Here is a 26536-nt window from a genome sequence, read left to right as displayed (position 1 = left end):
AATTTAGTGATTCATGTGCATATTAGTTGAGTTATCTTCACTCATATTTTGCATCATCATATTGTGGTGATCATGCATTGGCATATCTGCTGGCATGTTCATTGGCATATTCATCTGCATATCCATCGCGCCATCATTAGCCTTGTAACCTGTTATAGTAGGATCAACCATGCCAAATATCATAGCGACGTGTCCGACGATCAAGAAGAAGATTAGCAGGCAAAAGTGAAGCTTTAGCTTTGCTCTTTCGCTTGCGTTTTTATAGATCAAATTTAGCTCCAAAAGTGCGATGCCAAGAAGTGGGATAACGCCGATGAGATATGAGTAGATAGCGATGACATCGGCATATCCACGCCATTTTATACTTGGATAAATTTTTGCTAAAAAGTAGATCACAAGAGCTGTAAAATAGACCCCAAGCACTATGCCAACAAATTTGCTAACAGCTTTAAAGCCAGTATTTTTGCCGCTATCCATGTGATACATCGTGAAAAACTCCATCGCCACTAAAAGCTCCGCAAGCCCCATAGGTATCACCATGTAGAGGATTAGATTGTAAGGTTGATTGAGCGATAAAAGCTCCATGTAGTGTGTCATTACCATTGTAAATCCTTTGTAAAAATTTAAAGAAATTTACTACTAAAGGGCTAAGATAGTTAAAAAATATCAAGAATAGTTGCGGGATTTAAGCAGATGTTAAATTTACTCCCAGCTAGGCTAAGAGTAAATTTAAGCTAGTCTTTAAACTCGTGTGAGATGACTGGAGAGAATTCCTCCCAGTGAAGTTTGGTTTTAATAGTTGGCATCTTGCTTTGAAATGGCTCTTTTTTAAGCGCTGCCATAGCGACGCTATCGCCTTGTGGCTTAGCAGGTGCTTCTACGCTTAAAACAGCTCTTTCAAGCTCGATGAAGTCTTTTAAGATGAGCGCATAGGAGCGGAAGAAATTTGCATTTTTATGAGCTAAAAGTAGCGAGCCAAACTCATCTACAAATAAATTTAAAGTCTCGCTAAAAAGCTTGTCGCTGATATTTTTTGCGCCGTTAAATTCATCATTTAAAAACGTAGCCATCGCCAGAAATATAAAGCCAACGTAGTCTTCGCTATCTTTGCAAAGCTCCTTATCACGCCTATATGGGCTAAGGTTTAGGCAGTGTATCACCCTAAGTCTAGCAGCTCCATTGTCTCTGCCCTCTTCATAAAATGAGGCGCTTAAAGGGATATTTGTAAAGCCAAAAAGAACCTCATTTTGCTCATTTACAAGCTCATCAAAGCTAAATTTATCTAAATTTGCAAATGCCTCTGCGCTTTGCTCGCTCAAAGGATTTTGCGCTAGGTAGCTTAGCTGCTCTCTCCACCTTGCAAATTTCTCGTCACTCGTGTGAAAAAATAGCGGATAAGCTAAAAATTCGTAAAAATATGCCCTTGCCTTTGTGATGTTCTTATCCATTTAATAAATCCTCTCTCATCGCGTTTAGTTGGGCTTGCACCATGATCTTTGCCTTGCAGTCAGCACAGCAGTAAAGGGCTTTTATCTTGGCTCTGTCGTTGCCAAAACGTGGCTGCATGATCGCTGCGATCTTCTCGACTGCTTTTTTAGTCGCAAACTCTTTTCCGCACTCCACGCAAGCAAATAGCTCATCATGCGCAAGCTCGCTATAAACGAAGCTCTCAGGCTTAAGTGTAAGCTTGCCAACCTCAAGTGAGATGGTGTTTTTCTCAGCGCAGCTTAGCTCGCAGTAGCCACAGGCGGTGCAAACGCTTGGGTTAAATAAAATCGAATTTGTCTTCTTATCAGCCACCAAAGCGCTTACGTTACAAGCTCCAATGCAGCTAAGGCAGAGCGTGCAAGTTTCAGCGTTTATCTTAACCTCGCCATATCTTATCATCTCGCCGCTTTTTACCACGCCAAGATCGCTCTCGCCTACGATAAACTCAAGCCTTTTGGCAAAAATTTCTCTCTTTGGCAGCGCATATTCGTTGATCGAGTGCTGAGAGCCGTCTATTAGTTTTGCTTTTTTAAGCGCGATTTCAAGCTCAGCCTTATCTTTTGCGTGATAAACCGCAGTCTCTTTAAATTTAAGCTCATAAATTTGATTTACTATACTAATGGCGTCCTTTTCGCCCTTGCCAAGGCTCTTGCTATATAAAATCACACTCGCGCCACTTTCTTGAAGAAGTGTCAAAAAGTGCGTTTGGCTTAGCAGATGTGGGGCTAGGATGACAAAAGGTAGGACATTTTGCGGTAGGCTCACGTTAAGCTCTTCTAAATTTATCTCTTCAGATACGATGAGTGCTATCTTGTCCTTGTAAAGCTTAGCGATAGTAGCAAATGAGCTTTGAGGCATGAGCGTTGAGTCTAGCGAGCCGCTAGGGCAGACGCTGATGCAGTTTCCGCAGTTTGTGCAATCTATCGCTGAAAAGACCAGGTGCTTTGTCTCGTCCTCTTTTAAGATGGCAACAGTTGGACAAACCTCGGCGCAACGACCGCAAATTTCACTCCTGCGCTCGTGATACTGGCAGATTGATGAGTCGTATTGCGTAAAGCTTTTGTATCTAAATTTTGGGCTTTTTGCATTCAAAATTTCAAGCACTTTTTCATCTTTTAGCCCTGAAATTTCGTAGCAGCCGCTTTGTTTTAGCATATAATCCCTTGCGTTTTCAACCAAGAAAAAGTCGCAATCAACCTCAAATTCATCATTTGCTCTAAGCACCAAAACGCTTAGCTCGCCAGCTGCGCCGTATATAAATTTAACCTCAAAGTGCGTAAGCTCTATCACTTTGTAGCCATTTTCTTTTAGTAAATTTGCTAGCTCTTCGCGGCCTGAGTTGCTTACTATGACAACATTTTTGCCGACCTCTTTTTCGTAATCCACATCCTTTGCCATGTCAAAGGCGCTCGCTCTTGCCTCGTATAGCAAAAGTGTGTTTTTGGCTTTTTCTAAGACGCTTGCGGTGGTATTTTTAAGGTAGAAATTTATCTCAGGTGCGATGATGTTTGCCTTTAGCTTTGGTGAGTTTGAGACGAGATAGTCGCCATTTTCATTGTTGATCTCTATCTGCTCATTTAGCATCAAAGCATCGTCAAAATCGTTATAAAAGCCAAATTCTTTCATTGTTTCTCCTATTATCAAAAACGAGCTTATTTTAATATTAATGGGATTAATAGACTCTGAAATTTATATGCTCTTTTTTTGCTCTAAGTTTTAATTTATAATATTTTTATGTTAAAATCACGCCTTGGTAAAACTAACTTACTAGGAGCGCAAATTGAACGATTTAAGAAATATCCCACAAGTTGATAAGATCATAAAAAACGAAGCATTTTTGGGGCTTGATACGAGTTTAGTCACTATGCTTGCAAGGCAAATTTTAGATGAAATAAGAGCTAAAATTTTAAATGAAAATGCAAGTTTTAGCGGCGAAGAGATAATAAATTTGATCCTAGACGAGTACTATAAATTTAATGAAGCCAGCCTTCAAAGAGTGCTAAATTTAACTGGCGTTGCCATACATACAAACCTCGCTAGAAGCGTTATCGATAAAGAAATTTTAAAGCGGGCAACGCCTGTTATCACAGGATACTCAAACCTCGAATACAACCTAAAAACAGGCAGCCGTGGCAACAGATATGACTACGTTGGCTCGCTAATAGCAAGGGCTTTTGGTTTTGAAGACGCCATCGTTGTAAATAACAACGCAAGCGCTGTATTTTTGGTGCTAAACACCTTTGCAAAGAGCAGAGAAGTGGTCGTTAGCAGAGGCGAGCTAGTCGAGATCGGCGGCAGTTTTAGAGTGCCAGAGGTGATGGCAAACGCAGGATGCATCTTAAAAGAGGTTGGCACTACAAACAAAACTAGGCTAAGAGACTACGAAGAGGCGATCAGCGATGAGACAGCGATGCTTGTGAAGGTCCATAGATCAAATTTTGACATCGTTGGTTTTAGCGAAGAGACCACGGCAAATGAGCTAAGCGAGCTAGCAAGCAGACAAAATTTGATAGATTATTTTGATCTTGGCAGTGGATTTTACGGAAATTTACCATTTAACTTAGACAAAAACGAGCCAGATCTAAAAAATTTAAAAGATGTTTCGCTAGTTAGCTTTAGCGGCGATAAGCTGCTTGGTGCGGTGCAGTGTGGCATAATTGTCGGCAAAAAAGAGCTCATCGCAAAGCTTAGAAAAAACCAGCTTTTAAGGATGCTTCGTGTCGATAAAGTGATCATCTCGCTTTTGGCTGAGAGCATGAAAGCCTATTTAAACAAAGAATTTGAGCTAATCACAACGCAAAAACTGCTTCACAAAAGTGTAAAAGAGCTTGAAGGCTTAGCAAATTTTATAAATAAAAATTTAAAAAATCCGCTTGAGATAGTGCGTACACAAACCTTTGTGGGAGGTGGAGCGATGCCAAATAAAAAGATCCCAAGCGTGGCTTTGGCATTTGGTGGCGACGCAAATTTAAACGAGCTAAAATTTAGACAAAAAAAGGTGATCGGACGCATAGAAAAAGATAAATTTATGCTAGATCTTAGGTCGCTTCTTGATGAGGACGTAGAGACGCTAATAAAAATAATAAATGAAACGGAAGAAAAATGAGTTTAATAATAGGAACAGCAGGGCATATCGACCACGGAAAAACCGCGCTTATAAAGGAGCTAAACGGCTTTGAGGGGGATAATCTTGAAGAGGAGAAAAAGCGTGGCATAACGATCGATCTAAGCTTTTCAAATTTAAGCAAAAATGATGAAAATATAGCGTTTATCGACGTGCCAGGCCATGAAAATCTCATAAAAACGATGATAAGTGGCGCGTATGGCTTTGATGCGTGCTTGTTTGTGGTGGCGGCAAATGACGGGCTTATGCCTCAAAGCTTGGAGCACCTTGAAATTTTAAATCTCCTTGGCGTGAAATCTGTGATCGTAGCGCTTACAAAGTGTGATCTAGTAGATGAAGCCACCATAAATTTAAGAAAAAAAGAGATAAGGGATGAAATTTCTAAATTTAAAAACCTGCAAATTTTAGAAATTTTCGCCGTTAGCATAAAGGATAAGGCGAGCATCGATGAGCTTAGAAACTACCTCTTTACGCTAAGAGCCAAAAAGCGCGATGAGGAGGGCGTTTTTAGATACTACATCGATAGAGTTTTTAGCCTAAAAGGTATCGGAAATGTCGTAACTGGCACCGTGATAGAGGGAAGCGTTAGTAAAAACGATAAGCTTTTTAACTACGACGCTGGCAAAGAGGTGCTAGTAAGAAGCGTGCAAAGCCACGATAAATTCGTTGATAGCGCTGGAGTTAGCAGCCGCGTGGCGCTTAATCTAACTGGCATAGAGCTTAGCGAGCTAAAAAAGGGTCAGCTACTTAGCAAAAAGGGCTTTTTTAGGGGATTTAGAGAGGTTGATGCGGTCGTAACTGCTAAGAATTTGATACATTCACAAAGCGTGACATTTTGCGTGGGCGCTAAAAACGTCCCTGCAAAGGTGCTAATACTAAGCCAAAAAGATGATAGCTACTTTGTGAGCTTTAAATTTCAAAGCGATATGTTTTTGAAATTTGACGAGGCCTTTGTGCTTATCTCAGATGCGCGCGTGATAGGTGGCGGCAGGGTGCTAAACCCAGTGCTTGAGCCACTAAAAAAGGCTGGCAAAATTCTCTTTTTAGCCTCGCTTTTAAAGCATGATTTTGTTGAAGCTTTTTCTATCCTAAAAGAGGCTCACAAAAATGGCTTTGGCATCATCTCTTCTTACCAAAGATTTGGTCTAAATCACGAAGAAGCCGTAGCTGTGGCCAAAAAAGTCTCAAACGTCTTTGTCGATGAAAAGGCTTTAAATATCTACGATCTAAGCGCGGTTGAGCGGATAAAATCAGTCATTAAATTTATGATAGAAAAGAACGAATTTGCTGTCTTTTCAGCTCAAAGTATCAGCCTAAAACTTGCTTGGGCTAGCCAAAATTTGGCTCAAAAAGCACTTGATGAGCTTGAAAGTATAAACTTAATCTCTAAAAATGATGGCGTCTATACAAAAAAAGGTGTTGATCTTAGCAAGCTAAAAGTTAGGCTTGAAGAGAAAATTTATGAAATTTTAGAAAGTGGTAAGCTTGCTCCTACGGCGCCATATAATATATATGATGATCTTGAGATCGATAGGGTTAGTGGTGACAATGCCCTTAAAAAACTTACTGCAATGGGTAGGGTCATAAGGCTGGAGCATAACCTTTTCATCACTAGAAATTCACTAAAAATGGCACTTGATAAGCTAAGAGAGATCATAAAAAATCAAGGCTTTGTAAATGTCACAAATGCCAAGGATGCGCTAAATTTAAGTAGAAAATATATCATCGCCTACCTCGAGCAGCTCGATCTTGAGAGTGACATAATGAAGCAAGGAAATGATAGGGTTTTTCGCAGTTAGTATTCATTTACAAAAAGCAAATATAATCCGCCAAATTTTTAAAAAGGATAAAAATGAAAAAAGTGATCTTAGCCTCAATCATCGCGGCAACTAGCCTAATGGCAGCAAGCGATAAGCAAATAGAGGACTTCTACTCTCAAATGGTTGATAGTAGCGTAAAAGTAAAGGTAGCTGACCGTCACAAAGTGGCAGGCGACATCGAAGCTGTCGTTGTAAAACTAAGCAAAGATGGCAACTCACAAGATGAGATTGTTTTTACAAAAGGTGACTTCATCTTCCCAGACGTGATCGATCTAAAAGAGCAAAAATCATACCTCGCTGAAGTGAAAAAAGAGGTCATCGCAAAGGGAATTTCTAAAATTTATAAAGATGAGGACAAGGCAAACATCATCGTTCTTGGTAGCGACCCTAAAAAGCCAACTATCATAATGTTTTCAGACCCAGAGTGCCCATACTGCAGAGCTGAGCTAGCAAAGATCGAGACAACACTAAAAGATAGCAATGTTGAGATCGTCCTAACTCCAGTGCATGACATCTCGTCACTTCAAAAAAGCTCGCTAATCTACAAAGATGCAAAAGCTGCTAAGAGTGACAGCGATAAGGTTAAAATTTTAAGAAAATACTACGCTGAAGACTACAATGTAGATGATAAGAGCGTTAGTAAAGAAGATGTCGCAAAGATCGATAATCTACGCAAAAAATACTTTGCAGCTGGCGTTAGATCAGTGCCATTTATCGTAAATAAAAGTGATCTAAAATAACATTTTCTAGGGAGCTCTCCCTAGAATTTCTACTACAAATAAATTTTATAATTTTAAAGTATATTTAACTATATTTTTAATAAATACTTAACATTCTTAATTAAACTTTTATATTTACTTTGCTTAACTTATAAATATGCTAAATTTACATAGTTTAACTTTAGGGTCACGAAAGCCCTAAACTAGGCCATTTTGCATATTCATAGAATTTAAAATATGCAAATTTAAAAGATCAATGAACCAAATTTCTCAAAAAATTTTGAGGCATAAGGAGGAAAAATGCAAGGATCAAGAAGAGATTTTCTCAAAAAATCTCTAAAAGTCGGTGCTGCCAGCGGAGTACTCGCAGTCTCAGCCGTAGCAAAAGTGACTAGTGATGACTTGGCTCCTGATGACAATGGCGTTGTCGTAGGCAAGTCAAACAAAAAAGAGGTGCTTTATAAAAAAAGCAAAAATTGGGAAACCTACTATAAAATCGCATACTAAGGGAGATAACCATGAGTGATGCACGTATAGGAAGACGTTCATTTTTGAAGCTAGCCGCACTAGGTGCTGGCACCACAATGGCTTTTGGACAAAATGATACGATAAGACACGCTAGCGCAGAGGAGATAAAGGATCCTTTCCCTGGCTCAAAAAAGGTTAGAACTATTTGTTCTATATGCTCAGCAGGCTGTGGTATCGAGGCTGAGGTACAAGATGGTGTTTGGGTTCGTCAAGATATGGCGATGTTTCACCCGATATCTCAAGGCTCACACTGCTCAAAAGGTATCGATCAGATCGACCTTACACACAGTAAACAACGCATCAAATATCCTATGAAAAAGGTTGATGGCAAATGGCAAAGAATTTCATGGGATCAAGCTGTAAATGAGATCGGCGATAAGATGCTTCAGATCCGCAAAGAAGATGGTCCTGATAGTGTTGTTTTCTTAGGATCTGCGAAATTTAACAACGAACAAGCATATTACTTTAGAAAATTTGCTGCGTTTTGGGGCACAAACAGCAACGACCACGTAGCAAGAATTTGACATAGCGCAACAGTCGCCGGTGTGGCGAATACTTGGGGTTATGGCGCGATGACAAACCACTTTGGAGATATGGCTGCAAATTCAAAATGTATATTTATAATAGGTGCAAATCCAGCTGTGGCAAACCCAGTTGGCGGCATGAAGCACACTTTGCAAGCAAAAGATAGAAACAACGCAAAGGTGATCGTAGCTGATCCAAACTTTACAAAATCAGCCGCACACGCTGATCTATACCTAAGACAAAGATCAGGCACAGATATAGCGCTTGTTTATGGCCTTATCCACATCATCTTAAAAAATGGCTGGGAAGATAAAGAATTTATAAAAAATAGAACTTATGGTATCGACGAGATAGCAAAAGAGGCTGAGCACTGGACACCAGAGGTTACATCTGACGTTACAGGCGTACCAGTTGATAAGCTAATGGAGGCTGCAAATATCCTAGCTCACACAAAACCAGGTACTGTTGTTTGGGCACTTGGTATCACTCAGCACTCAGTTGGTAGCTCAAATACTAGAATTTTACCTATCCTTCAACTAATCCTAGGCAACATGGGCAAACCAGGTGGCGGCTGTAACATCATCCGTGGTCACGACAACGTTCAAGGTTCAACAGATATGTGTAACCTCTCAGATAGCTTACCGATGTATTACGGACTAACTGACGCGGCTTGGAAGTACTACTGCCAAGGCTGGGGTGTTGATTATGATGAGTTTATCAAACGCTTTGCAGTCTCAACCAAAGAGCCAAAACAAGGCGGCACACCAGTTAAAAACACTGTTTTTGAAGAGTATTACTACCACGATCCTAAAAATCCAGAGGATAGAAACTGGAGAAATGAAAAGGGTTGGTCACTTTCAAAATGGTGGCAAGGCGTCTTGAAAGAGGAAAATACCTTTAGCAGTGGCGCATTAAGAGTTCTTTGGGTTCAAGGAACTGGTCTAACATCTATGGCGCACCTAGCTAAAATCCAAGAAGCAGCTTCAAAACTAGATATGATCGTAGTTGCTGAGCCATTTGTAAATGAAATTTCTATCCTTTCAGATAGAAAAGATGGCGTTTATATCTTGCCAGTGGCAACTGCCTTTGAAAACGAAGGTCACCTAAACGCTACAAACCGCTCAGGTCAGTGGAGAACAAAAGTCGTTGATCCACTTTATGAGAGCAAGGGCGATCACGAAGTTATGTTTGCATTTGCTAAGAAATTTGGCTTTTATGATGAATACGTAAAAGGCATGAAGATGGCTGTCGTAGATAGAGAGCTAAAACAAGTAAAAGATGACTTTGTATGGCCAGATGATGCGACAAATGAGATAGCAAGGGTTGGAAATTCTATCGGTTATGGCGGCAGAACTGCTGAGATGTTTAGACGTCACCAAGCAAACTGGGATAAATTTGACCCAGATACACTAATAGGTCTTGGCGGCGAAGTAAAAGGCGAGTACTACGGCAAGCCATGGCCAGCATGGGATGAAAAACACCCTGGCACACCGATACTTTACGATATGAGTAAGCCTTATGCAGAGGGCGGCTCTGGCTTTAGAAACCGCTTTGGCTTAGAGCATAACGGCGTTAGTCAGCTAGCTAGCGAAGAGAGCACGCTTGTTGGCTCAGCTATAAAAGGTGGCTACCCACAAATCACAAAAGATAATATAGAAAAAGTCCTAGGCATCACTCTAACTGAAGAAGAGAAAGCTAAGATAGGACCAAGCTGGAGCATGGACTACAGCGGCATCATCTTAGAAAAATGCCGTGAAAAAGGCGTCGTGCCGTATGGCAACGCAAGGGCTAGAGCTATCGTTTGGGAATTTCTTGATCCTATCCCAAAACATAGAGAGCCTATCCACTCACCACGCTGGGATCTTGTCCAAAAGTATCCGACATTTGATGATCAAGCTAGAAATTTCCGTGTTTCTACTAGATTTAAGTCAGAGCAACAAGCAAAAGACTGGTCAAAAGAGTTCCCTATCGTATTTAGTACGCAACGCGTCGTAAATTTAAGTGGTGCGGGAATGATCGAAAGAACTAGTAAATACCTCTCAGCTATCACGCCTGAGATGTTTGCTAACGTTCACCCTGAGCTTGCTTTAAAATACGGCATAAAAGATCGCGATATGATGTGGATCCACAGCCCACAAGGCACGAAGATCAAAGTAAGATGCTACCACAGCTATATGGTCACTCCAGATAGAATTTGTATGCCTTACAACTTCGCTGGTGTTATGCAAGGTGTCGATCTCTCAGCTCGCTACCCAGAGGGCACTAAACCTTATGTTATCGGCGAGAGCTTTAACACAGTTACTAACTACGGATTTGACCCTGTTACTCAAATTTCAGAATTTAACGCAGGTCTTTGCCGCATAGAAAAAGCTGAGGAGAACACCTTTAAAACATCGTTTTATCACGAGTATGGCGAGAGAGACGCCTTAGGTAAAGAGTAAGGAGAGAAAAATGGCAAGAATGAAATTTTTTGTAGATACTAATAGATGTATCAGCTGCTATGGATGTCAAGTCGCTTGCTCTTCTGCTCACGAGCTTCCAGTAGGAATTTATAGAAGAAAGGTTATCACGCTTCACGATGGCATCGAGGGTAAAGAGGTATCAACTACTATCGCATGCCAGCACTGCACCGACGCACCTTGCGAGCAAGTTTGTCCGGTTGATTGCTTCTATATTAGAGCTGATGGCATTGTGCTTCACGATAAAAACAAGTGCATAGGCTGTGGATACTGCCTATATGCTTGTCCATTTGGTGCGCCACAGTTTCCTAAAGATGGGGCATTTGGCGTAAAAGGCGTAATGGATAAATGTACTATGTGTGCAGGCGGTCCAGAGCCAACTAACTCACACGAGGAGAGAGAGCTTTATGGTCAAAACAGAATGGCTGAGGGCAAAGTGCCTATGTGTGCGGCTATCTGCTCTACAAACGCGCTTTTAGTTGGCGACGCTGCTGAGGTTTCAAATGTATATCGCAAACGCGTCATGCTAAGAAATACAGGACTAAACGTATAACACTAAGGAGGGCGCTTGCTCTCCTTTTAAATTTATAAAATTTAAATTATCTTTATGATTTTTATAATCTAAAATTTTATCAATAATTTTCTCTACCTTTTGAAAATAGCAAAAATATATAACTTTTTTATCTCGATATGAAATTTAATCCTAACCCTCTAAATCCCTAAATTTACGTAAAGTTGATTATTAGATTGTAAAAAATATTATTTGTGCTTTCAATTTACATTCTTTTATGATAATCGTTTTTATTTTAATTAAAGTAAAGTCTTGGTAATATCTCGCTTTAAAATAATCTCACAGGTGGTTTAATTAATGAATAAATTTTTTAAATTTATGCTTATCATGCTACTGCCTATCTGGCTTGTGGCAAAAAATGACGACTACACACAAGTCGCAGCTCAGATAAAAGAGTCATTACAAAAAGTAATAACAGAGTATAGAGCTGGCAATGTCGAGCAAGCAGTTAGCGATACTCAAAATGCTTATTTTGGTCTATTTGAAGATGTCGAAGCTGGCATCAGAATAAATTTAGGTCAGAAAAAAGCTTACTCTATGGAGAAGCAGTTTGGCGAGATCAGAAAGGCGATAAAAGCTGGCGAAGCACCAGATGACGTGCAAAAAAGAATAGATCAGATAAATAGCGAAATAGCTGAAGTTCTGCCAGTTATTTTAAATGGACATAAGCTTGTTGGTGAGTATTCAGACACTCCAGCACAAGCTGCTGCAAGTGGCTATGACACTTCTAAATTTATCCCTGAGTGGAAGGTGGCATTTGAAAATTTATCAGCTACTCTAGATAAAGCTATAGCAAGCTACGAGGGCGATAAACAAGATGATGCTAAAAATTCTATCCAAGATGCTAAATTTAATGATTATAGAAACACTCAACTTGAAATCGCCGTTCGCCAATATATAGAAAATGGCAAAAGCATAGATGCTGACATCCAAAGAAAGATGGGTGAAGCAATAAGCGGCATCGAAAATGGCATAACAAAAGATGATTTTAAAACAAAGCTAGAAGAGATCAAAAAGCTAGCGTATGACGCTATCGCTAAACTCCCAGCTGAGACAGTAAAACTAGCAAAAGTTGATATGAGTAGTGCAGCATCTAGCGATAGCAGCGAAGATAGTGGCACAGACTACACTCAAACTGTTAAAAACATAAATGACAAAATTCAAGCAGCCATCGCGCTTTACAAAGGTGGCAATAGCGCTAAAGCTATGGGCGATATCCAAGATATCTACTTTGATGAGTTTGAAGGTAGCGGCATGGAGAACAAAGTAGGTGCGATAGATGTAAATTTAAAAACAGCTATCGAAGCTACATTTGGTAACCTTGTAGCCCTTATGAAATCAGGCGCAGACGAAAAAACACTTGAAGAGAGTGCAAGCAAGATGTCATCTCAGCTAGCAGCCGCACTTGAGAAAACTAGCGGTTCAAGCTCACCTTGGACGCTATTTATCTGGGCGCTAACTATCATCTTAAGAGAGGGCTTTGAAGCTCTTATTATCGTTGCAGCCGTTGTTGCATACCTTGTAAAAACTGGCAATGCAAAAGCTATGGGCAAGGTCGTATATAGCTCAGTTGGCGTGGCTGTCATCTTAAGCTTTGTTATGGCTTGGATAATGAATATCATCTTTGGCGAGGCAGCAGGTCAAAAAAGAGAGCTTATGGAAGGCATCACGATGCTTGTTGCAGTGGGACTTCTATTTTACGTTGGCTTCTGGCTTCTTTCAAATGCTGGCGCTAAAAAATGGAACGACTACATCAAATCACATGTATCTGAGTCTATCTCAAGTGGCTCAAGCACAGCGCTTTGGTGGACTGTATTTTTAGCGGTATTTAGAGAGGGCGCTGAGACAGTGCTATTTTATCAAGCACTTATCTTTGACGCAAAAGACTCAGCTGGCTACTCAATGATCGCAGCTGGCTTTGTCGTAGGTCTTATAGTTCTTTTAATAGTCTATTTCTTATTTAAAATTTTCGCTGTTAAAATTCCTATTAAACCATTTTTTATATTTACATCAGCGATCATCTTTTATATGTCGATCGTCTTTGTTGGCAAGGGCGTTGGCGAGCTAGTTGAGGGCAAAATTTTCATCCCAACTATCATAAAAGGACTTAGCTTCCCTGACTGGATGAGAGACTGGCTAGGACTTATGCCATATTACGAGAGCTTAGTACCTCAGATCATTATGGTGCTTGCCCTAATTATAGGCATCGTTATCATGAAATCAAAACAAAATAAAAATTAATTTTATTTAAAGGAGAGAATATGAATAAAATTCTTAGTTCAGCTCTAGCATTAAGCTTAGCAGCTGGTTTTGCACTTGCTGGAGAGCACCCAATCGGCGAGCCTGTAGAGGCTAATGGCATGGAGATAGCTGCTGTTTATCTTGAGCCAATCGACATGGAGCCAAAAGGCGTTGATCTAGCTCCAAGCTTAGCTGATCTTCACCTAGAAGCTGACATCCACGCTGTAAAAGGCAACAAAAACGGCTTTGGCGAAGGTGAGTGGATCCCATATCTAAAGATCAACTATGAGCTAAAAAACCTTGATAATGGTAAAACTAAAAAAGGTACATTTATGCCTATGGTTGCAAGCGATGGCCCACACTACGGTGCTAACGTAAAAATGGATACAGGTGTTGGTAACTATGAGCTTAAATTCCACATCGACAATCCAGAAAAACAAGGTTTTGGTCGCCACGCTGACAAAGAGACTGGTGTTGGTAAATGGTTTGAGCCTTTCACAACAACTTATAAATTTCAATGGACAGGTGGTCCTGTTAAATAATCATTTTGGGGCGTTTTCGCCCCTTTTTAAAAATTCTCATAGGGTTTAGTTATGTCAATTTACTTCTATCAGGTCTTTTTAGCCCTCCTTGGATTTACGCTTTTTGCTGCCTTAAATAACAATGGCAAAAGTTTAAAAACGATCTTTCTACCATCATTTCTTGGCGTTGTTGCTGGTGTGCTTATCTTTAAAGCTGCTCGTCATGCGCTTGTTGATGACCAGTTTAAAATGTTCATAGATTCAGTGACGCTGGTTTTTCTACTAATTAGCATTTTATGGATATTTTTCGAGCTTAAGATAGCAAAAGTCGTAACATTTTTTATTTTAGGCATTGGCTTTGGCTTTGGTTATAGCTCAAGTAGCGCATTGTTCCCACTATTTGGCGGCGAGCTGCTTGACACGCTTTCAGTCATTAGCTTCTTTTTGATGATCTTTGCGATGATCTTGATACTATTTTTATTTTTCTTCATTTCAAATTTAAAAGCTAGTATCCCATCATTAGTAGCTAAAATTTTAGCTCTTATCACATTAGTATTTTTACTAGTTGATAGAAGCTCACAAACTGCACTCGAGCTTTTACGTGCAGGCGCTTTAAAGATAAGTAGCGAGCTAAATTCTCAAATTTTATCTATCAGCGCAAAAGGCATCTATGTCACAGAATTTAGTGCCTATTTTTACATAGTAGTGATCCTACTTTTATGCATCATCGCGCTTTGCTTCATGCCAAAAAGTATCGATAAAAACGCATTTGGCTCTATCAAATACCGCTTTACAAAAGCCATTAGAGAAAATGTCTTTGACAATGCAAAATTTGCATTTTGCAGCGTTTTAATAGCGCTTGGCTTTTCACTTTATTTTGATCTTTGCGCATCTCGCCCACCTCAAATTTCAGAGCCAATATTGGTTGAGCCAGTGGGAGATAAATTTATATTTGATGTTGATATGTTAAAAGATAATGAACTTCACAGATTTGCCTACATCACAGACGAGGGCAAGCAGATAAGATTTTTCTTGCTAAACCGCTTTAGCGACCGCCCATCTCCTGTCATCGTCTTTGACTCGTGCATGATTTGTGGCGATATGGGCTACATAAAAAAAGGTAATGACCTTATTTGTATCTCTTGTAATGTTAGAATTTTCTTGCCGTCAGTTGGTAAAGAGGGTGGTTGTAACCCGATACCTATGGCATTTACCTTTGATGGTAAAAATATCATAGTTGATTATAAAACGATCGTCGCAGGGGCAAACTACTTTAGCAAGGTCGTTGAAAAGATGGTGCTTGATCCTGTGAGCCACAAAAAGGTGAGTAATCTTGATTCAAGATCATATTTATACTACGGACGCACATATTTCTTTGAGAGTAACGAAACTCAGGCGAAATTTGAAGCAAATCCAGAAAAATATGTAGAAACAAATGGAACGTTAAAATGAAAAATATGCAACTAAGAATGATAAAAAGCTCGATCACTGGCTCAAAGGTGCAAAAGACGATGGCGTTTATCACCATCTTGCTAGCTGCTCTTTTGATAGCTTGCATGCTAAATATCACGCTTAAAATCGGCGATCAAGTGGCAAGCGAGCTTAGAGGATATGGCTCAAATATCGTCGTTTTACCACGCGGTGAGAGCCTAAGTATCGAGATCGAGGGTAAAAATTTCACCCCACTAAAATCACAAAATTTACTCCCAGAGGCTGATATCTACAAGATAAAAGAGATCTTTTGGAGAAATAACATCGTTGCTTTTGCTCCGTTTTTAGAGACAAAGGTAAAAGACGCTAAAGGCGATGAGTTTAGCTTTGAGGGGACATATTTTGATAAAAATATCGGACTAAAAGATGAGCCAGAATTTAGCACAGGCGTTAAGAGCTTGTATGGATTTTGGGGTGTTGAGGGCGCTTGGCCAAAAGATGAGAGCATGGATGAAATTTTAGTAGGTGATGAGCTTGCAAAGGCTAAAAATTTAAAAGTCGGCGACAAGCTTAGCCTTGTAGGCAAAAACGGCACAAAAGAGGTTAGCGTGGTTGGCATCTTAAAAGGGGCAAGCGATGAGGCACATAAGCTAATAGGCTCGCTCAAACTTGCTGGCGATCTCTCAGGACACGCTGGCTCATACACAAAAGCTGAGGTCTCAGCCATGACGATCCCAGAAAACGACCTATCGCTAAAAGCAAGAAGAAATTTAGACAACCTTGATAGCGCAGAGTACGACAAATGGTACTGCTCAGCCTACGCTGGCTCGATAGCATTTCAGATAGAAGAAAATTTACCAAACGTTAGCGCAAAAGCTAGCCTTCAAGTAAGTGATGCTGAGAGTAATATCGTAAAGAAAATTCAAAGCCTAATGGGTATCGTTAGTATCATCGCTCTTGTGGTCTCAGCCATCGGCATAACGTCGCTAATGACAAGTGAAATTTACCGCCGCAAAAAGGAGATCGGCCTTTTAAAAGCCATAGGCGCAAGTAACTTTGAAATTTACGCCCTTTTTGCTAGCGAAAGCCTTGTGGTTGCCTTTTTTGCAGGCATCACGGGAGCATTTTTAGGATACGCGCTAAGCTACGTGATGTCTTACATCATCTTCTCTCACGGCATAGGCATAGCATGGATCGTGCTGCCAATTAGCGTGGCATTTGCCTTGCTCATCTCAGTTGTTGGCTCGCTAATGCCAATGAGAAATGTCATAAATTTACTACCTGCGGAGGTGCTATATGACCGCAAATAGCAAATTCTTTTACAACCTTATCTACAAAAGCCTAAAAAATGGCTCATCAAGGGTTATGGTCATCGTGATCTCGATCTTGCTTGGAGCGTGCGTGTGTGCGGCATTTGTCAATGTATATCTAGACATCGACTCAAAGGTCTCACGCGAGCTAAAAACTTATGGTGCAAATATGATCTTTGCTCCAAAAGATATGGCGACAAGTGATGATATGAGCGAGAGTAAATATAATGAAATGATCGCAAAGATCCCGTCAGATAAGCTTCTTGGCGAGAGTGGATATCTCTTTGCTCAGGCAAATATCGGTCCGACAAATGCCATCGTCATGGGGACAAAATTTAGCAATCTAAAAAAAGTTAAGCCGTTTTTGGATGTTAGAGATGGAACTATGATAAATGTCGATTTTGACGATAAAAACGTGCTAATAGGCGTCGATCTTGCTCGTCAAGCTGGCTTTAAAGCAGGCGATGATATAGAAATTCGTGCCATTGGTTCAAATGAGAGCATAAATGTTAAGATAAAAGGCGTAGTGGCAAGTGGCGATAAAGAGGACGCTCTTTTGATCACGTCACTATCTTTGGCTCAGAAAATTTCAAACAAAGTTGGCAAGATAAACTACGCTGAAGCTGTTGTGCTTGGAAATTTTGACGAGATAACATCGCTTGCAAAAACTATAAGCAACGATGAAATAGTCGCAAAACCAGTGGCAAAGGTCTCAAAGTCTGAGGGCTATATCTTAGAAAAGATCAAACTTCTAATGGCGCTTGTCAGCCTTGTCATCTTGCTCATTACTTCAATGTGCGTAAATACAACGCTTAGTGCTATCTTGCTTTCTCGCTCAAAGGAGATCGCACTTCTTAGAGCCATAGGCGCAAGCAAAAAAGATGTATTGAGGCTATTTGGCTTTGAAACATTTGTGACAGCGCTTATTTCAGCGTTAGTTGGAGCGTTTTTAGGTTATCTACTAGCTCAAATTTTAGGTTATGCGATATTTGATTCTAGTATTGATTTTAGAATTCTAAGCATCCCAGTAGCTGTGGTCATATCACTTCTTTTTGCAGCGATCGCAGCATTTTACCCGATTAAACGGGCACTTAATAACAAAATGGCAGATACACTAAGAGGAGAATGAAATGCAAAATGCACTAGAGCTTAAAAATATTTGTAAAATTTTTGGCGATGTAAAAGCACTTGATGATATAAGTTTTGAGGTTAAAAAGGGCGAGTGGGTCAGCGTCATGGGACCAAGTGGTAGCGGTAAGAGTACGCTTGTAAATATCCTTTCTCTAATGGATACTCCAAGTAGCGGCGTATATATGCTTGGCGGCGATGATGCGAGCAACCTAAATGCCGATGATACGCTTAAATTTAGACGTGAAAAGATCGGACTTGTCTTTCAGCAGTTTCACTTAGTGCCATATCTTAGCGCGCTCGAAAACGTGATGATAGCGCAGTATTATCACAGCTCGGTTGATGAAGAGGATGCTAAAAAGGCGCTTGAGGCAGTTGGACTATCTCACAGGCTAACGCACAGACCAAGTCAGCTAAGTGGTGGCGAGCAGCAACGCCTTTGTATCGCGCGCTCGCTCATAAACGACCCTGAAATTTTAATAGCAGATGAGCCAACTGGTAACCTTGACGAGGCAAATGAGAGGATCATACTTGATCTTTTTTGCAAGCTAAGAAAAGAGGGCAAGACGATACTTCTAGTCACTCACAACCCAGATCTAGGTGAGTATGGCGATAAGATCGTATATCTAAGGCACGGCAAGCTAGAGAAAATTCGCACTATCGAAAATCCAAAGGTGCCAAATGCGATATAAAATTTTACTTTTATGTCTAGTCTCAGCCCTAGTTTTGGGCTGCGTCAAGCAGTATGAGAAGCACCACATCACGCTAAATGACTCAAGTGGCATCGATACGCAGTTTTTCCCTACCGAAAAGCGCCTAAAGATCGGCGATAAGCCATATATGCTCTTTTTCTTTGGCACGGACTGCGGAGTGTGCAAGGCTGCGATCCCTGATCTAAATGCACTTGAAAAAGAGTATGGCAAAGAGGTTCAGTTTATTGGCATTTTAGGACCTAGCAAGGGCTTTGATAAGGATATCGAAATCTTAAAAGAGCACAACATCACCTTTAAAACTACAAGCGACAAGGTCTCGGTGGATTACTTCAGCAAGGCAGTTGGTGGCGTTATGGGCGTGCCAGTTATCTATTTTTTTGATAAAGATGGTAAGATGCGATCAAAATTTATCGGTCTTACACCAAAAAGTGTGCTTGAAGGTGCTATAAGATCGCTCTTATAGGAGTGAAGATGAGAAATTTCTTTTTATTTATTCTAGCGGTGTTTTTTGTCGGATGTGCTAGCAGCACGCCAAATATCTCGGTAAAAACGAGCGATCCGATCTTTTTTACGCTTGGTGAAGCAAACAAAAGCGTATATGTAAATTTTAAAAATAGCGCGACTGGACAAGATGTAAATGCTGAAATTTTAAGCGAATTTACAAAGGCTGGCTTTAGAAATGAGCCAAATATCAAAAATGCCGACTTCATCATCCTTGGCGACGTGCAAAGCTTTTCTAGGACAACCAAAAGAGATCCTAGATTTTCAATGGGCATGGGATATGGCTTTGGCAGACCAAGTTTTGGCTTTGGCTACTCGATGTTTCCCCCGTTTGGTTATGATGATTATGATGACGACTTTAGCACAAACAGCTATGCTTACTACATGCAAGTAAGCGTGCTAGTGCGTCCAAAAGATGGCGGTGAGAAAGCGACAAATATCTCGCTCATGCAAGCTGGCAATGTCTACTCACCAAGCTATATCTGGCCATTTTTCAAAGAGCGCCTAGCAAAACAGATCGTTAGCTTTTTTTATAATGTCTCGCAAAAATAGGAGAAATTAGTAAATTTAAAAGGATTTAAATGCTAGTTAATGGAAGCTATGAAATTTCATCTTGTGATGATATTGAACTTGGTATAAAAAGAAGCTCTCCTCTCTCCTTTTATTCCTGTTATGACGATGCCAAGGATGCAAAAGCCCTTTTGGTGATTATCCCTGGGCTTGGAGAAGACTCTAACCTTGGATATAGAGCTAATCTTATGCAGACTATGGCAGAGACTTATGATGTTGCATGCATTAGTGTGGATTATCACTGCATAGGCAACCGCCCACAGCTTGGGGCGAAATTTGGACTTGATGATATAGATCGCGAAATCTTAACAAGAGAACTATCAAGTATAGGTATAAATTTACCAATTGATCTAAAAAGTATCGACTGCCACGAGAAGGTTGATTTGCTACTTAAATTTCTCAGCAAAGAGATTACTATTCGAAAAGAGAGAGGTATTTTGCCGGCTGATTTTAGACTAAATGCTAGCATTACGATAGTGCCAACAAAAAATGAATATCAAAATTTTGGCGTTATGCAAGCAATGGATGTGCTAAATGCTGTGCTTTATACAAAAAAATATATAAATAATGCCAAATTTGAATATCTGCCAGTGATAATGGTAGGCAGCTCACATGGTGGATACTTGGCACATATGTGCGCTAAGATCGCTCCATGGCTAGTTGATGCGGTGATAGATAATAGCTCTTACGCTATATTTTTATGGCGTCTTATTGGCTTTGGCAAGGAGATCGATTTTACTAACTATTTTTGTTTTGGCACTGACACTTTGTATCAAAATTTATATCTTTACTTTTTTGATAAGACCTACTGGACACTTAATGAAAAATCACCATATTATTTTATTGACGCAAGAGAAGAGATAAGAAACATCCTAAATTTAGATCATTTAAATGTTCAAAGTAGCTACAAAAAGCCAATTTACGTGAGCTATCACTGCACTTATGATAATGAGACTGCCCCCGCAAAGGATAAAACCGAGCTTTATGAGGCTCTTAAGAAGCTAAATTTTGATGCGACGCTTCATATGGTAAAGGATGAGAGCGAGGTTGATGGTAAATTTATAAAGTCTCTAACTCACGGCATGGGCATGTCTTATAAACTACTTTTGCAAAGAGAGCTTCCTGGCGTTATGAAGAAAATCTTGTCTAAAAAAGATAAAAAAGATGAGATCAATGAAAAATGCATTGAGTATAAGTGTGGTGATTTGCTTTATAAATTTAGTGAAGTATCAGATCAGATAAGGCTTGAAGTTACCAATATTTAAATTTAGAACCGTTTTTATCTAAAGCTAGGCTTTTAAATACCTAGCTTTAAATTTTCTAGTTATCTATCATAAAATCATAAAATTCGTTGTTATATCCTACGTTTCCTACTTTGCTGTATTGTATAAGAGCTGCTTTTATGTTATCGATTTGCTGGTACATAAAGCCAAGAGCGGCTCTGTTTTCAACAGCGCTTGGATCATTTAGCTTTGTAAGCTCCAAAAGTGCGATCGCGTTTGTTATTTTGTTTGCTCCAGTGGCCGCCACAGAGGCTAAAAAGAGCGTTCCAGCGTCATTTATCTTAAACTCATCTATAATCTCATTATAAAGCTTATAGCTCTCGTCAAAGTCGTTTGTAAAGATATCCACGTAGGCTAGAGTTTGGATCAAATTTATATTTTTTGGAGCCTCTTTTAGCTGGGCTCTTAGCTTATCGCGCTCCCTTGTTAGCAGGCCTGAGATCTGAAGCAGTTTGATGTATTGCTTTTTGATGATGTCAGCGCCGTGGTAGAAGGCGTTTGAATCGAGATTTTTATCGATGAAGTAAATTTGTATCGCTTTTGCATACTCTTTGACATTTTGATCTTTGTTTTTAGAGATGAAATTTAAGATATTTGCGATGATGTCGTTTGGCAAGATTTTCATAAGCTCATCAGCCTTTTTTGACATTAGTTCATCGTTGTTTGAGATTTTAGCGATGATGATATCAAAGGCTAAATTTAGCGTCGTAGGCTCTTTTGGCTCTTCAAGCCATCTTATCATCGCACTTTGGTTGCCGCTAACTAGGCTTAAAAGTGAGGCGTATAAATTTACAGGCTTTAGGCTCTTGTCTTTTTCTAAATTTTCTCCGATCTCTTCAACTAGTTTTGGATTTAAATTTCTATTTATATCCATGCAGATCGCGCCAAAAATGCCAGAGAGGTGGTTATTTACATCTTGATGGTAGCTTGCTATAAAGTGCTTTGCTGCAAGGCTAAAATTTCCAAGCTGAGCGTAGCTTAGAGCTAGGTTATACTGCAAGATCGAGTGGTTTGGATAGGCTTTGGCAAGCTCTTCAAAGTCCTTGTTTGCCTCTTTTAAGCGGTAGTTAAGTGCCTTTGCGATGGCTTCGCTAAGTTTGGCATTGACCTTTGAGGCGGCGGCACTTTGGCTAAGGTAGTCATTTGCCGCTGAGGTGTCATCTAGAAAGACGCTAACACCACCTTTTCTTATCTGCTCGATGCTCTGTTTTGCGTCAAAGACCTTGTAAGGTGCGAAGTAAAATAGCGTCTCATAGCGCCTTGTTCTATCAAAAAACATATCGTCGCTAAAGTGCGCCTGAGCTAGACTGACGTCAAAAAGGTCTGGCTTTAGTATAGTTTTTATCTTGTAAATTTTACTTGGCATCGAGGCGTTGTAGTCATAAACATCTTTAATAAATGCTGCCGCATCGCCATAATCAGCAGTCTTTAGATCGATTAGCGCCTCAGTCATCTTGATAAGATCGATATTTGGCGTATTTTTAGAAGCCTTTGTTAGATAGTCCCTTGCCTTGTCGTATTTGCCAAGCCTTGCGTAGAGCTGTGCTAGCGTAAAGTCAGCCTTAAACGCCTTTTGCCCTTCAAGCTTAGCTATGGCTCTCTCATCATCGCCAAGAAGCGATAAAATTTTCGCACTCAAGTAGGCATACTCGCCCTTATAGTCCTCTGTGCTAGGGTGCGAGAGAGCTTGTAGTGCCTCATAGTAATTACCCTTGTAATAATTAACCAGCGCATAGTAGTAGCTGTAAAGTGGCGAGCTGTTTTCATACTGCAAAAAGGAGTCCGCAAGCCCTATGTAGTAGTTGAAATTTTTGGTGTTATTTAGCTCAAGTGAGCAAACAGCGGCGTTTATGGCGCTAACTGCTGTGTTTTCGCGGTCAGTTATCGCTTTGTTAAACGAGATGATCGCCTCGTCGCATTTTTCTTGTTTCATCTGCGAAACGCCGAGGTTGTAGTTTGAAAGTGACTGGTTATAAACAGCTATGTTTTCATAAATTTTTAACGCTTCAAATTTATTGCCACGCTCATAGAGCTGGTTGGCCTTGTTTATCATCTCATCGATCTTTGAAGCGCCAAAATTTTGCGTTTGGTAGTTGTTTTCTATATTTTTTACGATAGCTGTAGTATCTATCTCCTCTTTTTTATCTTTTTTTAGCAAGACGATTAGCAAAACAGCGATCAAGATGATAAGCACCAAAGCAGCCGCGCCGATGATGATAAAGAGCTTTTTCTTGCTCTTTTTTACAGGTATTGGCTCTGGGATACTCTCATCTTGCAGCACGCCATCATTTGCGATACTCTCAAGCGAGACGATCTCTTCAGGAGCCTCTGTCTTTGCCTCTTCAGGCGCTTGCTCTGCTTGCTCGCCAGGTGGTTTTAGAACTACAACCTCGTCATCAGCCACTACATATACCTTTTAAGAACTTCTGGAATTTCGATAGTGCCATCAGCTTTTTGGTAGTTCTCCATTATCGCTATTAGCGTCCTGCCAACTGCCAGACTTGAGCCATTTAGGGTATTTACAAGCATATTTTTCTTGCCATCTTTAAAGCGAATTTTCGCGCGTCTTGCTTGAAAGTCACGAGTGTTAGAGATAGAGCTTATCTCGCGGTATTTGCCTTGACCTGGCAGCCAGACCTCAAGATCCACCGTCTTTGCCGCGCTAAAGCCTAGATCGCCGCTGCAAAGAAGCATGTGGCGGTGAGGCAAACCAAGGCTAGTTAGCAAGTCACTCGCGCAAGATATCATCTCAGCAAGCACGCCCTCGCTTTGATCAGGTTTTGTGATGCTTACAAGCTCGACCTTTTCAAACTGGTGCTGGCGGATCATACCCCTTGTGTCACGTCCTGCTGAGCCTGCTTCTTGGCGGAAGCATGCTGAGTAGCAAGTCATCTTTATAGGTAACTGCTCGGCTTCAATGATGGTGTCATTGTATAAATTTGTCACAGGTACTTCGCTAGTTGGGATGAGGTAGAGATCCTCGTCGCGCACCTTGTAAAGATCCTCTTCAAATTTAGGCAGCTGACCGGTGCCAAAAAGTGTGTTTGAGCTTACTAGATAAGGGACATTTACAAGCTCAAAGCCACGCGCGCTGTTAAAGTCGATCATATAATTAACAAGCGTTCTACTAAGCCTTGCTCCCATGCCGCGAAGCACGGTAAAGCGCGATCCTGAGAGCTTTGCGCCTCTTTCAAAGTCAAGCCAGCCAAGGCTCTCACCTAGCTCCCAGTGCTCCTTTGGCGTAAAGTCAAATTTAGTTGGCTCAAGCACCGTTTTTATACAGACATTATCGTCCTCGTCCTTGCCAAATGGCACGTCATCGTCGGTGATATTTGGCACGCTAAATGAAATTTGCTCAAGCTTTTCTTCATATTGTTTAACGATCTCATCAGCCTCGGCAAGGGCAGCTTTGTTTAAATTTAACTCGCCCTTAAGCTCGCTCACATCTTCGCCAGCCCTTGCCTTTACGCCAAGCTCCTTGCTCTTTGCGTTTTGGATCGCTTGGAAATTTTCAAGCGCTTTGCGCTTTTGCTTTAGCTCGTTAAAAGTGTGTAAAAGCTCGTCTAGCAAGCTAGCTTTAACGTTTTTACCCTCTAGTTTTTTTACGAATTCATCGTAGTTTGTCTCAAGTAGTTTTAAATTTATCATTGCTTCTTATCCTTATTGAATTTAGGGCACATTTTAGCGAATATTAGTATAATTTTGACTAAAACTTAAAGGAGGCATGATGCAGGCACAAGATATTTTTGATAATAAAAATATTACAGCAAATAGCAAGCAGTTGGCTATTTTAAAACAAAATTTTCCACAATGCTTTGATAAAAGTGGTAAATTTGATATTGAAACGTTAAGTCAAATTTTAGGTGTAGAAAATATCAAAAAAGAGGGCTTTGAGTTAAAATTTTTAGGCAAATCTTATGCGAGATTAATGGCGAATTTAAATCCCAAAACGCTTTTAATGCCAGATATCGATCATAATTCTAAAAACGAAAATGCACAAAATTTACTCATAAAGGGTGATAACCTCGAAGTATTAAAACATTTTAAAAATGCTTATTTTGAAAGTATTAAGATGATCTACATCGATCCACCTTACAATACAGGCAGTGATGGATTTGTGTATAAAGATGATAGAAAATTTAGTATTGATGAACTCTCTAGTCTAGCTGGTATCTCACAAGAAGAAGCCAAACGTGTGCTTGAATTTACTGCAAAAGGTTCAAATTCACACTCTGCGTGGTTAAGTTTTATCTATCCGCGTCTTTATATCGCTAGGGAGCTACTTCGCGATGATGGCGTGATATTTATAAGCATTGACGACAATGAACAAGCACAGCTTAAAATTTTATGCGATGAAATTTTTGGGGAAGAGAATTTTGTGGCTAATTTGACTTGGAATTCCGTTTCTAGTGTTTTGAAACAATCAAAACTTATAAGAAAGGAACATGAATTTATATTAATCTATTCAAAAAATAAAGAAAAGTTGGCTTTTAATAGACTTGAAAACAATATGGAATTTAGCAATCCAGACAATGACCCAAATGGTCCTTGGTTTAGTTCTAATGCAGCTAGTCCTGATCAAAAATCAAAAATAAATTTCTTTGATATTGAATTACCAACTGGCAAAAAATGTAAAAGAAATTGGAAATTTACTTATGAAGATTGGACTAGTGGGTGTGTTCCTTTATATTTTAAAGGCGACAATGTTCCTAGATTAAAAATATATGAAAGGGATTACGATAAAAATACAAGTGTTCAATCTAGTATTCTAACCGACTTTGGCTCAATTACAACAGCTAAATCAGAAATAAAAAATCTTTTCAACCGAGATGTCTTTGATACTCCAAAACCAATAAAGCTTTTACAAAGATTTATTCACATTGCCACCAATCAAAATGATGTAATTCTAGACTTCTTTGCCGGTTCCGGCACGACCGCTCATGCTGTAATGGCTCAAAATTTAGAAGACGGCGGTAACCGAAAATTTATATTAGTTCAGCTTGATGAAAAGATAGATGAAAGAAATAGTAAAGTAGCTTATGATTTTTGTAAAAATGAGCTAAAAAGTAAAAATCCAACTATCTTTGACATAACAAAAGAGCGTATCTTGCGCGCAGCGCAATCTCTCTCTCTCTCTCTCTCTCTCTCTCTCTGAAGACGATGCGCGGCTTAAATTTAAAATCTTTTCGACCGTTCCACTTTTAAAATCATACTTAGATAGGTATTTAGACGGTGACCCTGATACAAAAGAGCTGAATTTATTTCCAAAAAATGAGCTTTCAAAAGATGATTTAATAGCACTTTTAACTACATTTGCAGCTTATGATGGCATAAAACTAACAGATGAGCTAAAAAGAGTAGATTTGGGAGGATATGAGGCGTATTATGCACAGAAAAAGCTATATCTTATAAATGAAAATTTTAATGGTAAAAATTTAAAAGCTTTGGTTGAGAAAATAGATAGCGATAAAGAATTTGCACCTGAGAAAATAGTAATTTACGAGCCTAGTTTTGAAAGTACGAGATGGCGTGAGTTAGACGAAGCTATTAAAAATTATGCAAATAAAAAGAATTTGCAAATAAGCTTAATTGTAAGGCATTAAA

At 39.8% G+C, this 26536-nt stretch carries 22 protein-coding genes and 1 pseudogene; 18 read left to right on the top strand and 5 right to left on the bottom strand.

Going from position 1 to position 26536, the window contains the following annotated elements; translation table 11 throughout:
* Positions 1–3: 3 nt before the first annotated feature.
* The 3 genes from CYP05_RS07850 to CYP05_RS07840 form a co-directional block, all read right to left on the bottom strand.
* Positions 4–603, bottom strand: coding sequence for a DUF6803 family protein (locus tag CYP05_RS07850; protein ID WP_103642535.1), 600 nt, complete (start codon positions 601–603; stop codon positions 4–6).
* 131 nt (positions 604–734) lie between these two features.
* The gene (locus CYP05_RS07845; protein ID WP_103642534.1) at positions 735–1448 is read right to left on the bottom strand and encodes a TorD/DmsD family molecular chaperone; all 714 of its coding nucleotides are present in this window, start codon (positions 1446–1448) and stop codon (positions 735–737) included.
* On the bottom strand, positions 1441–3114 hold the full coding sequence (locus tag CYP05_RS07840) for a 4Fe-4S dicluster domain-containing protein (RefSeq protein ID WP_103642533.1): 1674 nt from the start codon (positions 3112–3114) through the stop codon (positions 1441–1443). The genes CYP05_RS07845 and CYP05_RS07840 overlap by 8 nt, the downstream gene beginning before the upstream one ends.
* 154 nt (positions 3115–3268) lie before the next feature.
* Between CYP05_RS07840 and selA the strand changes: the two genes are divergently transcribed.
* The 16 genes and pseudogenes from selA to CYP05_RS07760 all read left to right on the top strand — a co-directional run bounded on the left by selA (position 3269) and on the right by CYP05_RS07760 (position 20914).
* Positions 3269–4594, top strand: coding sequence for an L-seryl-tRNA(Sec) selenium transferase (gene selA, locus CYP05_RS07835; protein ID WP_103642532.1), 1326 nt, complete (start codon positions 3269–3271; stop codon positions 4592–4594).
* Positions 4591–6411: a selenocysteine-specific translation elongation factor gene (gene selB, locus CYP05_RS07830; protein WP_103642531.1), complete on the top strand. Its 1821-nt coding sequence runs from the start codon at positions 4591–4593 to the stop codon at positions 6409–6411. The genes selA and selB overlap by 4 nt, the downstream gene beginning before the upstream one ends.
* A gap of 53 nt (positions 6412–6464) precedes the next feature.
* A complete protein-coding gene (locus CYP05_RS07825) occupies positions 6465–7172 on the top strand; it encodes a thioredoxin domain-containing protein (RefSeq protein ID WP_004317675.1) in 708 nt (235 codons plus the stop codon).
* Positions 7173–7451: 279 nt separating this feature from the next.
* Positions 7452–7658: a twin-arginine translocation signal domain-containing protein gene (locus CYP05_RS07820; protein WP_004317725.1), complete on the top strand. Its 207-nt coding sequence runs from the start codon at positions 7452–7454 to the stop codon at positions 7656–7658.
* Between the two features lie 11 nt (positions 7659–7669).
* Positions 7670–7930, top strand: a pseudogene (locus CYP05_RS10220) (hypothetical protein); the annotation flags it as partial.
* Between the two features lie 60 nt (positions 7931–7990).
* Positions 7991–10645 carry a formate dehydrogenase subunit alpha gene (locus tag CYP05_RS07810; RefSeq protein ID WP_430747663.1) on the top strand — a complete coding sequence of 885 codons (2655 nt, stop codon included), beginning with the start codon at positions 7991–7993 and terminating at the stop codon, positions 10643–10645.
* 10 nt (positions 10646–10655) lie between these two features.
* Positions 10656–11216: a formate dehydrogenase FDH3 subunit beta gene (gene fdh3B, locus CYP05_RS07805; protein ID WP_021092752.1), complete on the top strand. Its 561-nt coding sequence runs from the start codon at positions 10656–10658 to the stop codon at positions 11214–11216.
* Positions 11217–11531: 315 nt separating this feature from the next.
* Entirely contained in the window at positions 11532–13475 is a 1944-nt protein-coding gene (locus CYP05_RS07800) for an FTR1 family iron permease (protein ID WP_103642529.1), read from the top strand.
* Positions 13476–13495: 20 nt separating this feature from the next.
* Positions 13496–14017 (top strand): iron transporter, encoded by a 522-nt coding sequence (locus CYP05_RS07795; protein WP_009294901.1) that lies wholly within the window; start codon positions 13496–13498, stop codon positions 14015–14017.
* A gap of 51 nt (positions 14018–14068) precedes the next feature.
* Positions 14069–15448 carry a Fe-S-containing protein gene (locus CYP05_RS07790; RefSeq protein ID WP_103642528.1) on the top strand — a complete coding sequence of 460 codons (1380 nt, stop codon included), beginning with the start codon at positions 14069–14071 and terminating at the stop codon, positions 15446–15448.
* The gene (locus CYP05_RS07785; RefSeq protein WP_009294899.1) at positions 15445–16737 is read left to right on the top strand and encodes an ABC transporter permease; all 1293 of its coding nucleotides are present in this window, start codon (positions 15445–15447) and stop codon (positions 16735–16737) included. Before CYP05_RS07790 ends, CYP05_RS07785 begins: the two co-directional genes overlap by 4 nt.
* Entirely contained in the window at positions 16724–17866 is a 1143-nt protein-coding gene (locus tag CYP05_RS07780) for an ABC transporter permease (RefSeq protein WP_103642527.1), read from the top strand. The genes CYP05_RS07785 and CYP05_RS07780 overlap by 14 nt, the downstream gene beginning before the upstream one ends.
* A 1-nt stretch (position 17867) precedes the next feature.
* Positions 17868–18557, top strand: a complete 690-nt coding sequence (locus tag CYP05_RS07775; RefSeq protein WP_004317741.1) for an ABC transporter ATP-binding protein — start codon at positions 17868–17870, stop codon at positions 18555–18557.
* Positions 18547–19041: a TlpA family protein disulfide reductase gene (locus tag CYP05_RS07770; RefSeq protein WP_009294896.1), complete on the top strand. Its 495-nt coding sequence runs from the start codon at positions 18547–18549 to the stop codon at positions 19039–19041. Before CYP05_RS07775 ends, CYP05_RS07770 begins: the two co-directional genes overlap by 11 nt.
* Before the next feature lie 8 nt (positions 19042–19049).
* The gene (locus CYP05_RS07765; protein ID WP_103642526.1) at positions 19050–19631 is read left to right on the top strand and encodes a hypothetical protein; all 582 of its coding nucleotides are present in this window, start codon (positions 19050–19052) and stop codon (positions 19629–19631) included.
* Between the two features lie 29 nt (positions 19632–19660).
* Positions 19661–20914 (top strand): DUF2920 family protein, encoded by a 1254-nt coding sequence (locus tag CYP05_RS07760; RefSeq protein ID WP_103642525.1) that lies wholly within the window; start codon positions 19661–19663, stop codon positions 20912–20914.
* A gap of 55 nt (positions 20915–20969) precedes the next feature.
* On the opposite strand, the gene CYP05_RS07755 is transcribed toward CYP05_RS07760, so the two are convergent.
* Positions 20970–23336 (bottom strand): tetratricopeptide repeat protein, encoded by a 2367-nt coding sequence (locus CYP05_RS07755; RefSeq protein WP_103642524.1) that lies wholly within the window; start codon positions 23334–23336, stop codon positions 20970–20972.
* Positions 23336–24580 carry a serine--tRNA ligase gene (gene serS / locus CYP05_RS07750; protein ID WP_103642523.1) on the bottom strand — a complete coding sequence of 415 codons (1245 nt, stop codon included), beginning with the start codon at positions 24578–24580 and terminating at the stop codon, positions 23336–23338. Before serS ends, CYP05_RS07755 begins: the two co-directional genes overlap by 1 nt.
* A 79-nt stretch (positions 24581–24659) precedes the next feature.
* Between serS and CYP05_RS07745 the strand changes: the two genes are divergently transcribed.
* Both CYP05_RS07745 and CYP05_RS10000 read left to right on the top strand, forming a co-directional pair.
* Positions 24660–26087, top strand: a complete 1428-nt coding sequence (locus CYP05_RS07745; protein WP_103642522.1) for a site-specific DNA-methyltransferase — start codon at positions 24660–24662, stop codon at positions 26085–26087.
* A 25-nt stretch (positions 26088–26112) separates the two neighbouring features.
* Positions 26113–26535, top strand: coding sequence for a hypothetical protein (locus CYP05_RS10000; RefSeq protein WP_181001196.1), 423 nt, complete (start codon positions 26113–26115; stop codon positions 26533–26535).
* Position 26536: the final 1 nt, after the last annotated feature.

Origin of the sequence: Campylobacter concisus (assembly GCF_002913545.1) — a bacterium.
GTDB classification, from domain to species: Bacteria; Campylobacterota; Campylobacteria; order Campylobacterales; family Campylobacteraceae; genus Campylobacter_A; species Campylobacter_A concisus_AV.
Note: the sequence above shows the minus strand (reverse complement) of the source record. Positions and strands in the feature narration are given on the sequence as shown.

What these genes read in the sequence shown, in the direction of transcription:
- CYP05_RS07850 (WP_103642535.1), bottom strand. Translation starts at nt 603, where the DNA reads ATGGTAATGACACACTACATGGAGCTTTTATCGCTCAATCAACCTTAC.
- CYP05_RS07845 (WP_103642534.1), bottom strand. Translation starts at nt 1,448, where the DNA reads ATGGATAAGAACATCACAAAGGCAAGGGCATATTTTTACGAATTTTTA.
- CYP05_RS07840 (WP_103642533.1), bottom strand. Translation starts at nt 3,114, where the DNA reads ATGAAAGAATTTGGCTTTTATAACGATTTTGACGATGCTTTGATGCTA.
- selB (WP_103642531.1), top strand. Translation starts at nt 4,591, where the DNA reads ATGAGTTTAATAATAGGAACAGCAGGGCATATCGACCACGGAAAAACC.
- CYP05_RS07825 (WP_004317675.1), top strand. Translation starts at nt 6,465, where the DNA reads ATGAAAAAAGTGATCTTAGCCTCAATCATCGCGGCAACTAGCCTAATG.
- CYP05_RS07820 (WP_004317725.1), top strand. Translation starts at nt 7,452, where the DNA reads ATGCAAGGATCAAGAAGAGATTTTCTCAAAAAATCTCTAAAAGTCGGT.
- fdh3B (WP_021092752.1), top strand. Translation starts at nt 10,656, where the DNA reads ATGGCAAGAATGAAATTTTTTGTAGATACTAATAGATGTATCAGCTGC.
- CYP05_RS07800 (WP_103642529.1), top strand. Translation starts at nt 11,532, where the DNA reads ATGAATAAATTTTTTAAATTTATGCTTATCATGCTACTGCCTATCTGG.
- CYP05_RS07795 (WP_009294901.1), top strand. Translation starts at nt 13,496, where the DNA reads ATGAATAAAATTCTTAGTTCAGCTCTAGCATTAAGCTTAGCAGCTGGT.
- CYP05_RS07790 (WP_103642528.1), top strand. Translation starts at nt 14,069, where the DNA reads ATGTCAATTTACTTCTATCAGGTCTTTTTAGCCCTCCTTGGATTTACG.
- CYP05_RS07785 (WP_009294899.1), top strand. Translation starts at nt 15,445, where the DNA reads ATGAAAAATATGCAACTAAGAATGATAAAAAGCTCGATCACTGGCTCA.
- CYP05_RS07780 (WP_103642527.1), top strand. Translation starts at nt 16,724, where the DNA reads ATGACCGCAAATAGCAAATTCTTTTACAACCTTATCTACAAAAGCCTA.
- CYP05_RS07775 (WP_004317741.1), top strand. Translation starts at nt 17,868, where the DNA reads ATGCAAAATGCACTAGAGCTTAAAAATATTTGTAAAATTTTTGGCGAT.
- CYP05_RS07770 (WP_009294896.1), top strand. Translation starts at nt 18,547, where the DNA reads ATGCGATATAAAATTTTACTTTTATGTCTAGTCTCAGCCCTAGTTTTG.
- CYP05_RS07765 (WP_103642526.1), top strand. Translation starts at nt 19,050, where the DNA reads ATGAGAAATTTCTTTTTATTTATTCTAGCGGTGTTTTTTGTCGGATGT.
- CYP05_RS07760 (WP_103642525.1), top strand. Translation starts at nt 19,661, where the DNA reads ATGCTAGTTAATGGAAGCTATGAAATTTCATCTTGTGATGATATTGAA.
- serS (WP_103642523.1), bottom strand. Translation starts at nt 24,580, where the DNA reads ATGATAAATTTAAAACTACTTGAGACAAACTACGATGAATTCGTAAAA.
- CYP05_RS07745 (WP_103642522.1), top strand. Translation starts at nt 24,660, where the DNA reads ATGCAGGCACAAGATATTTTTGATAATAAAAATATTACAGCAAATAGC.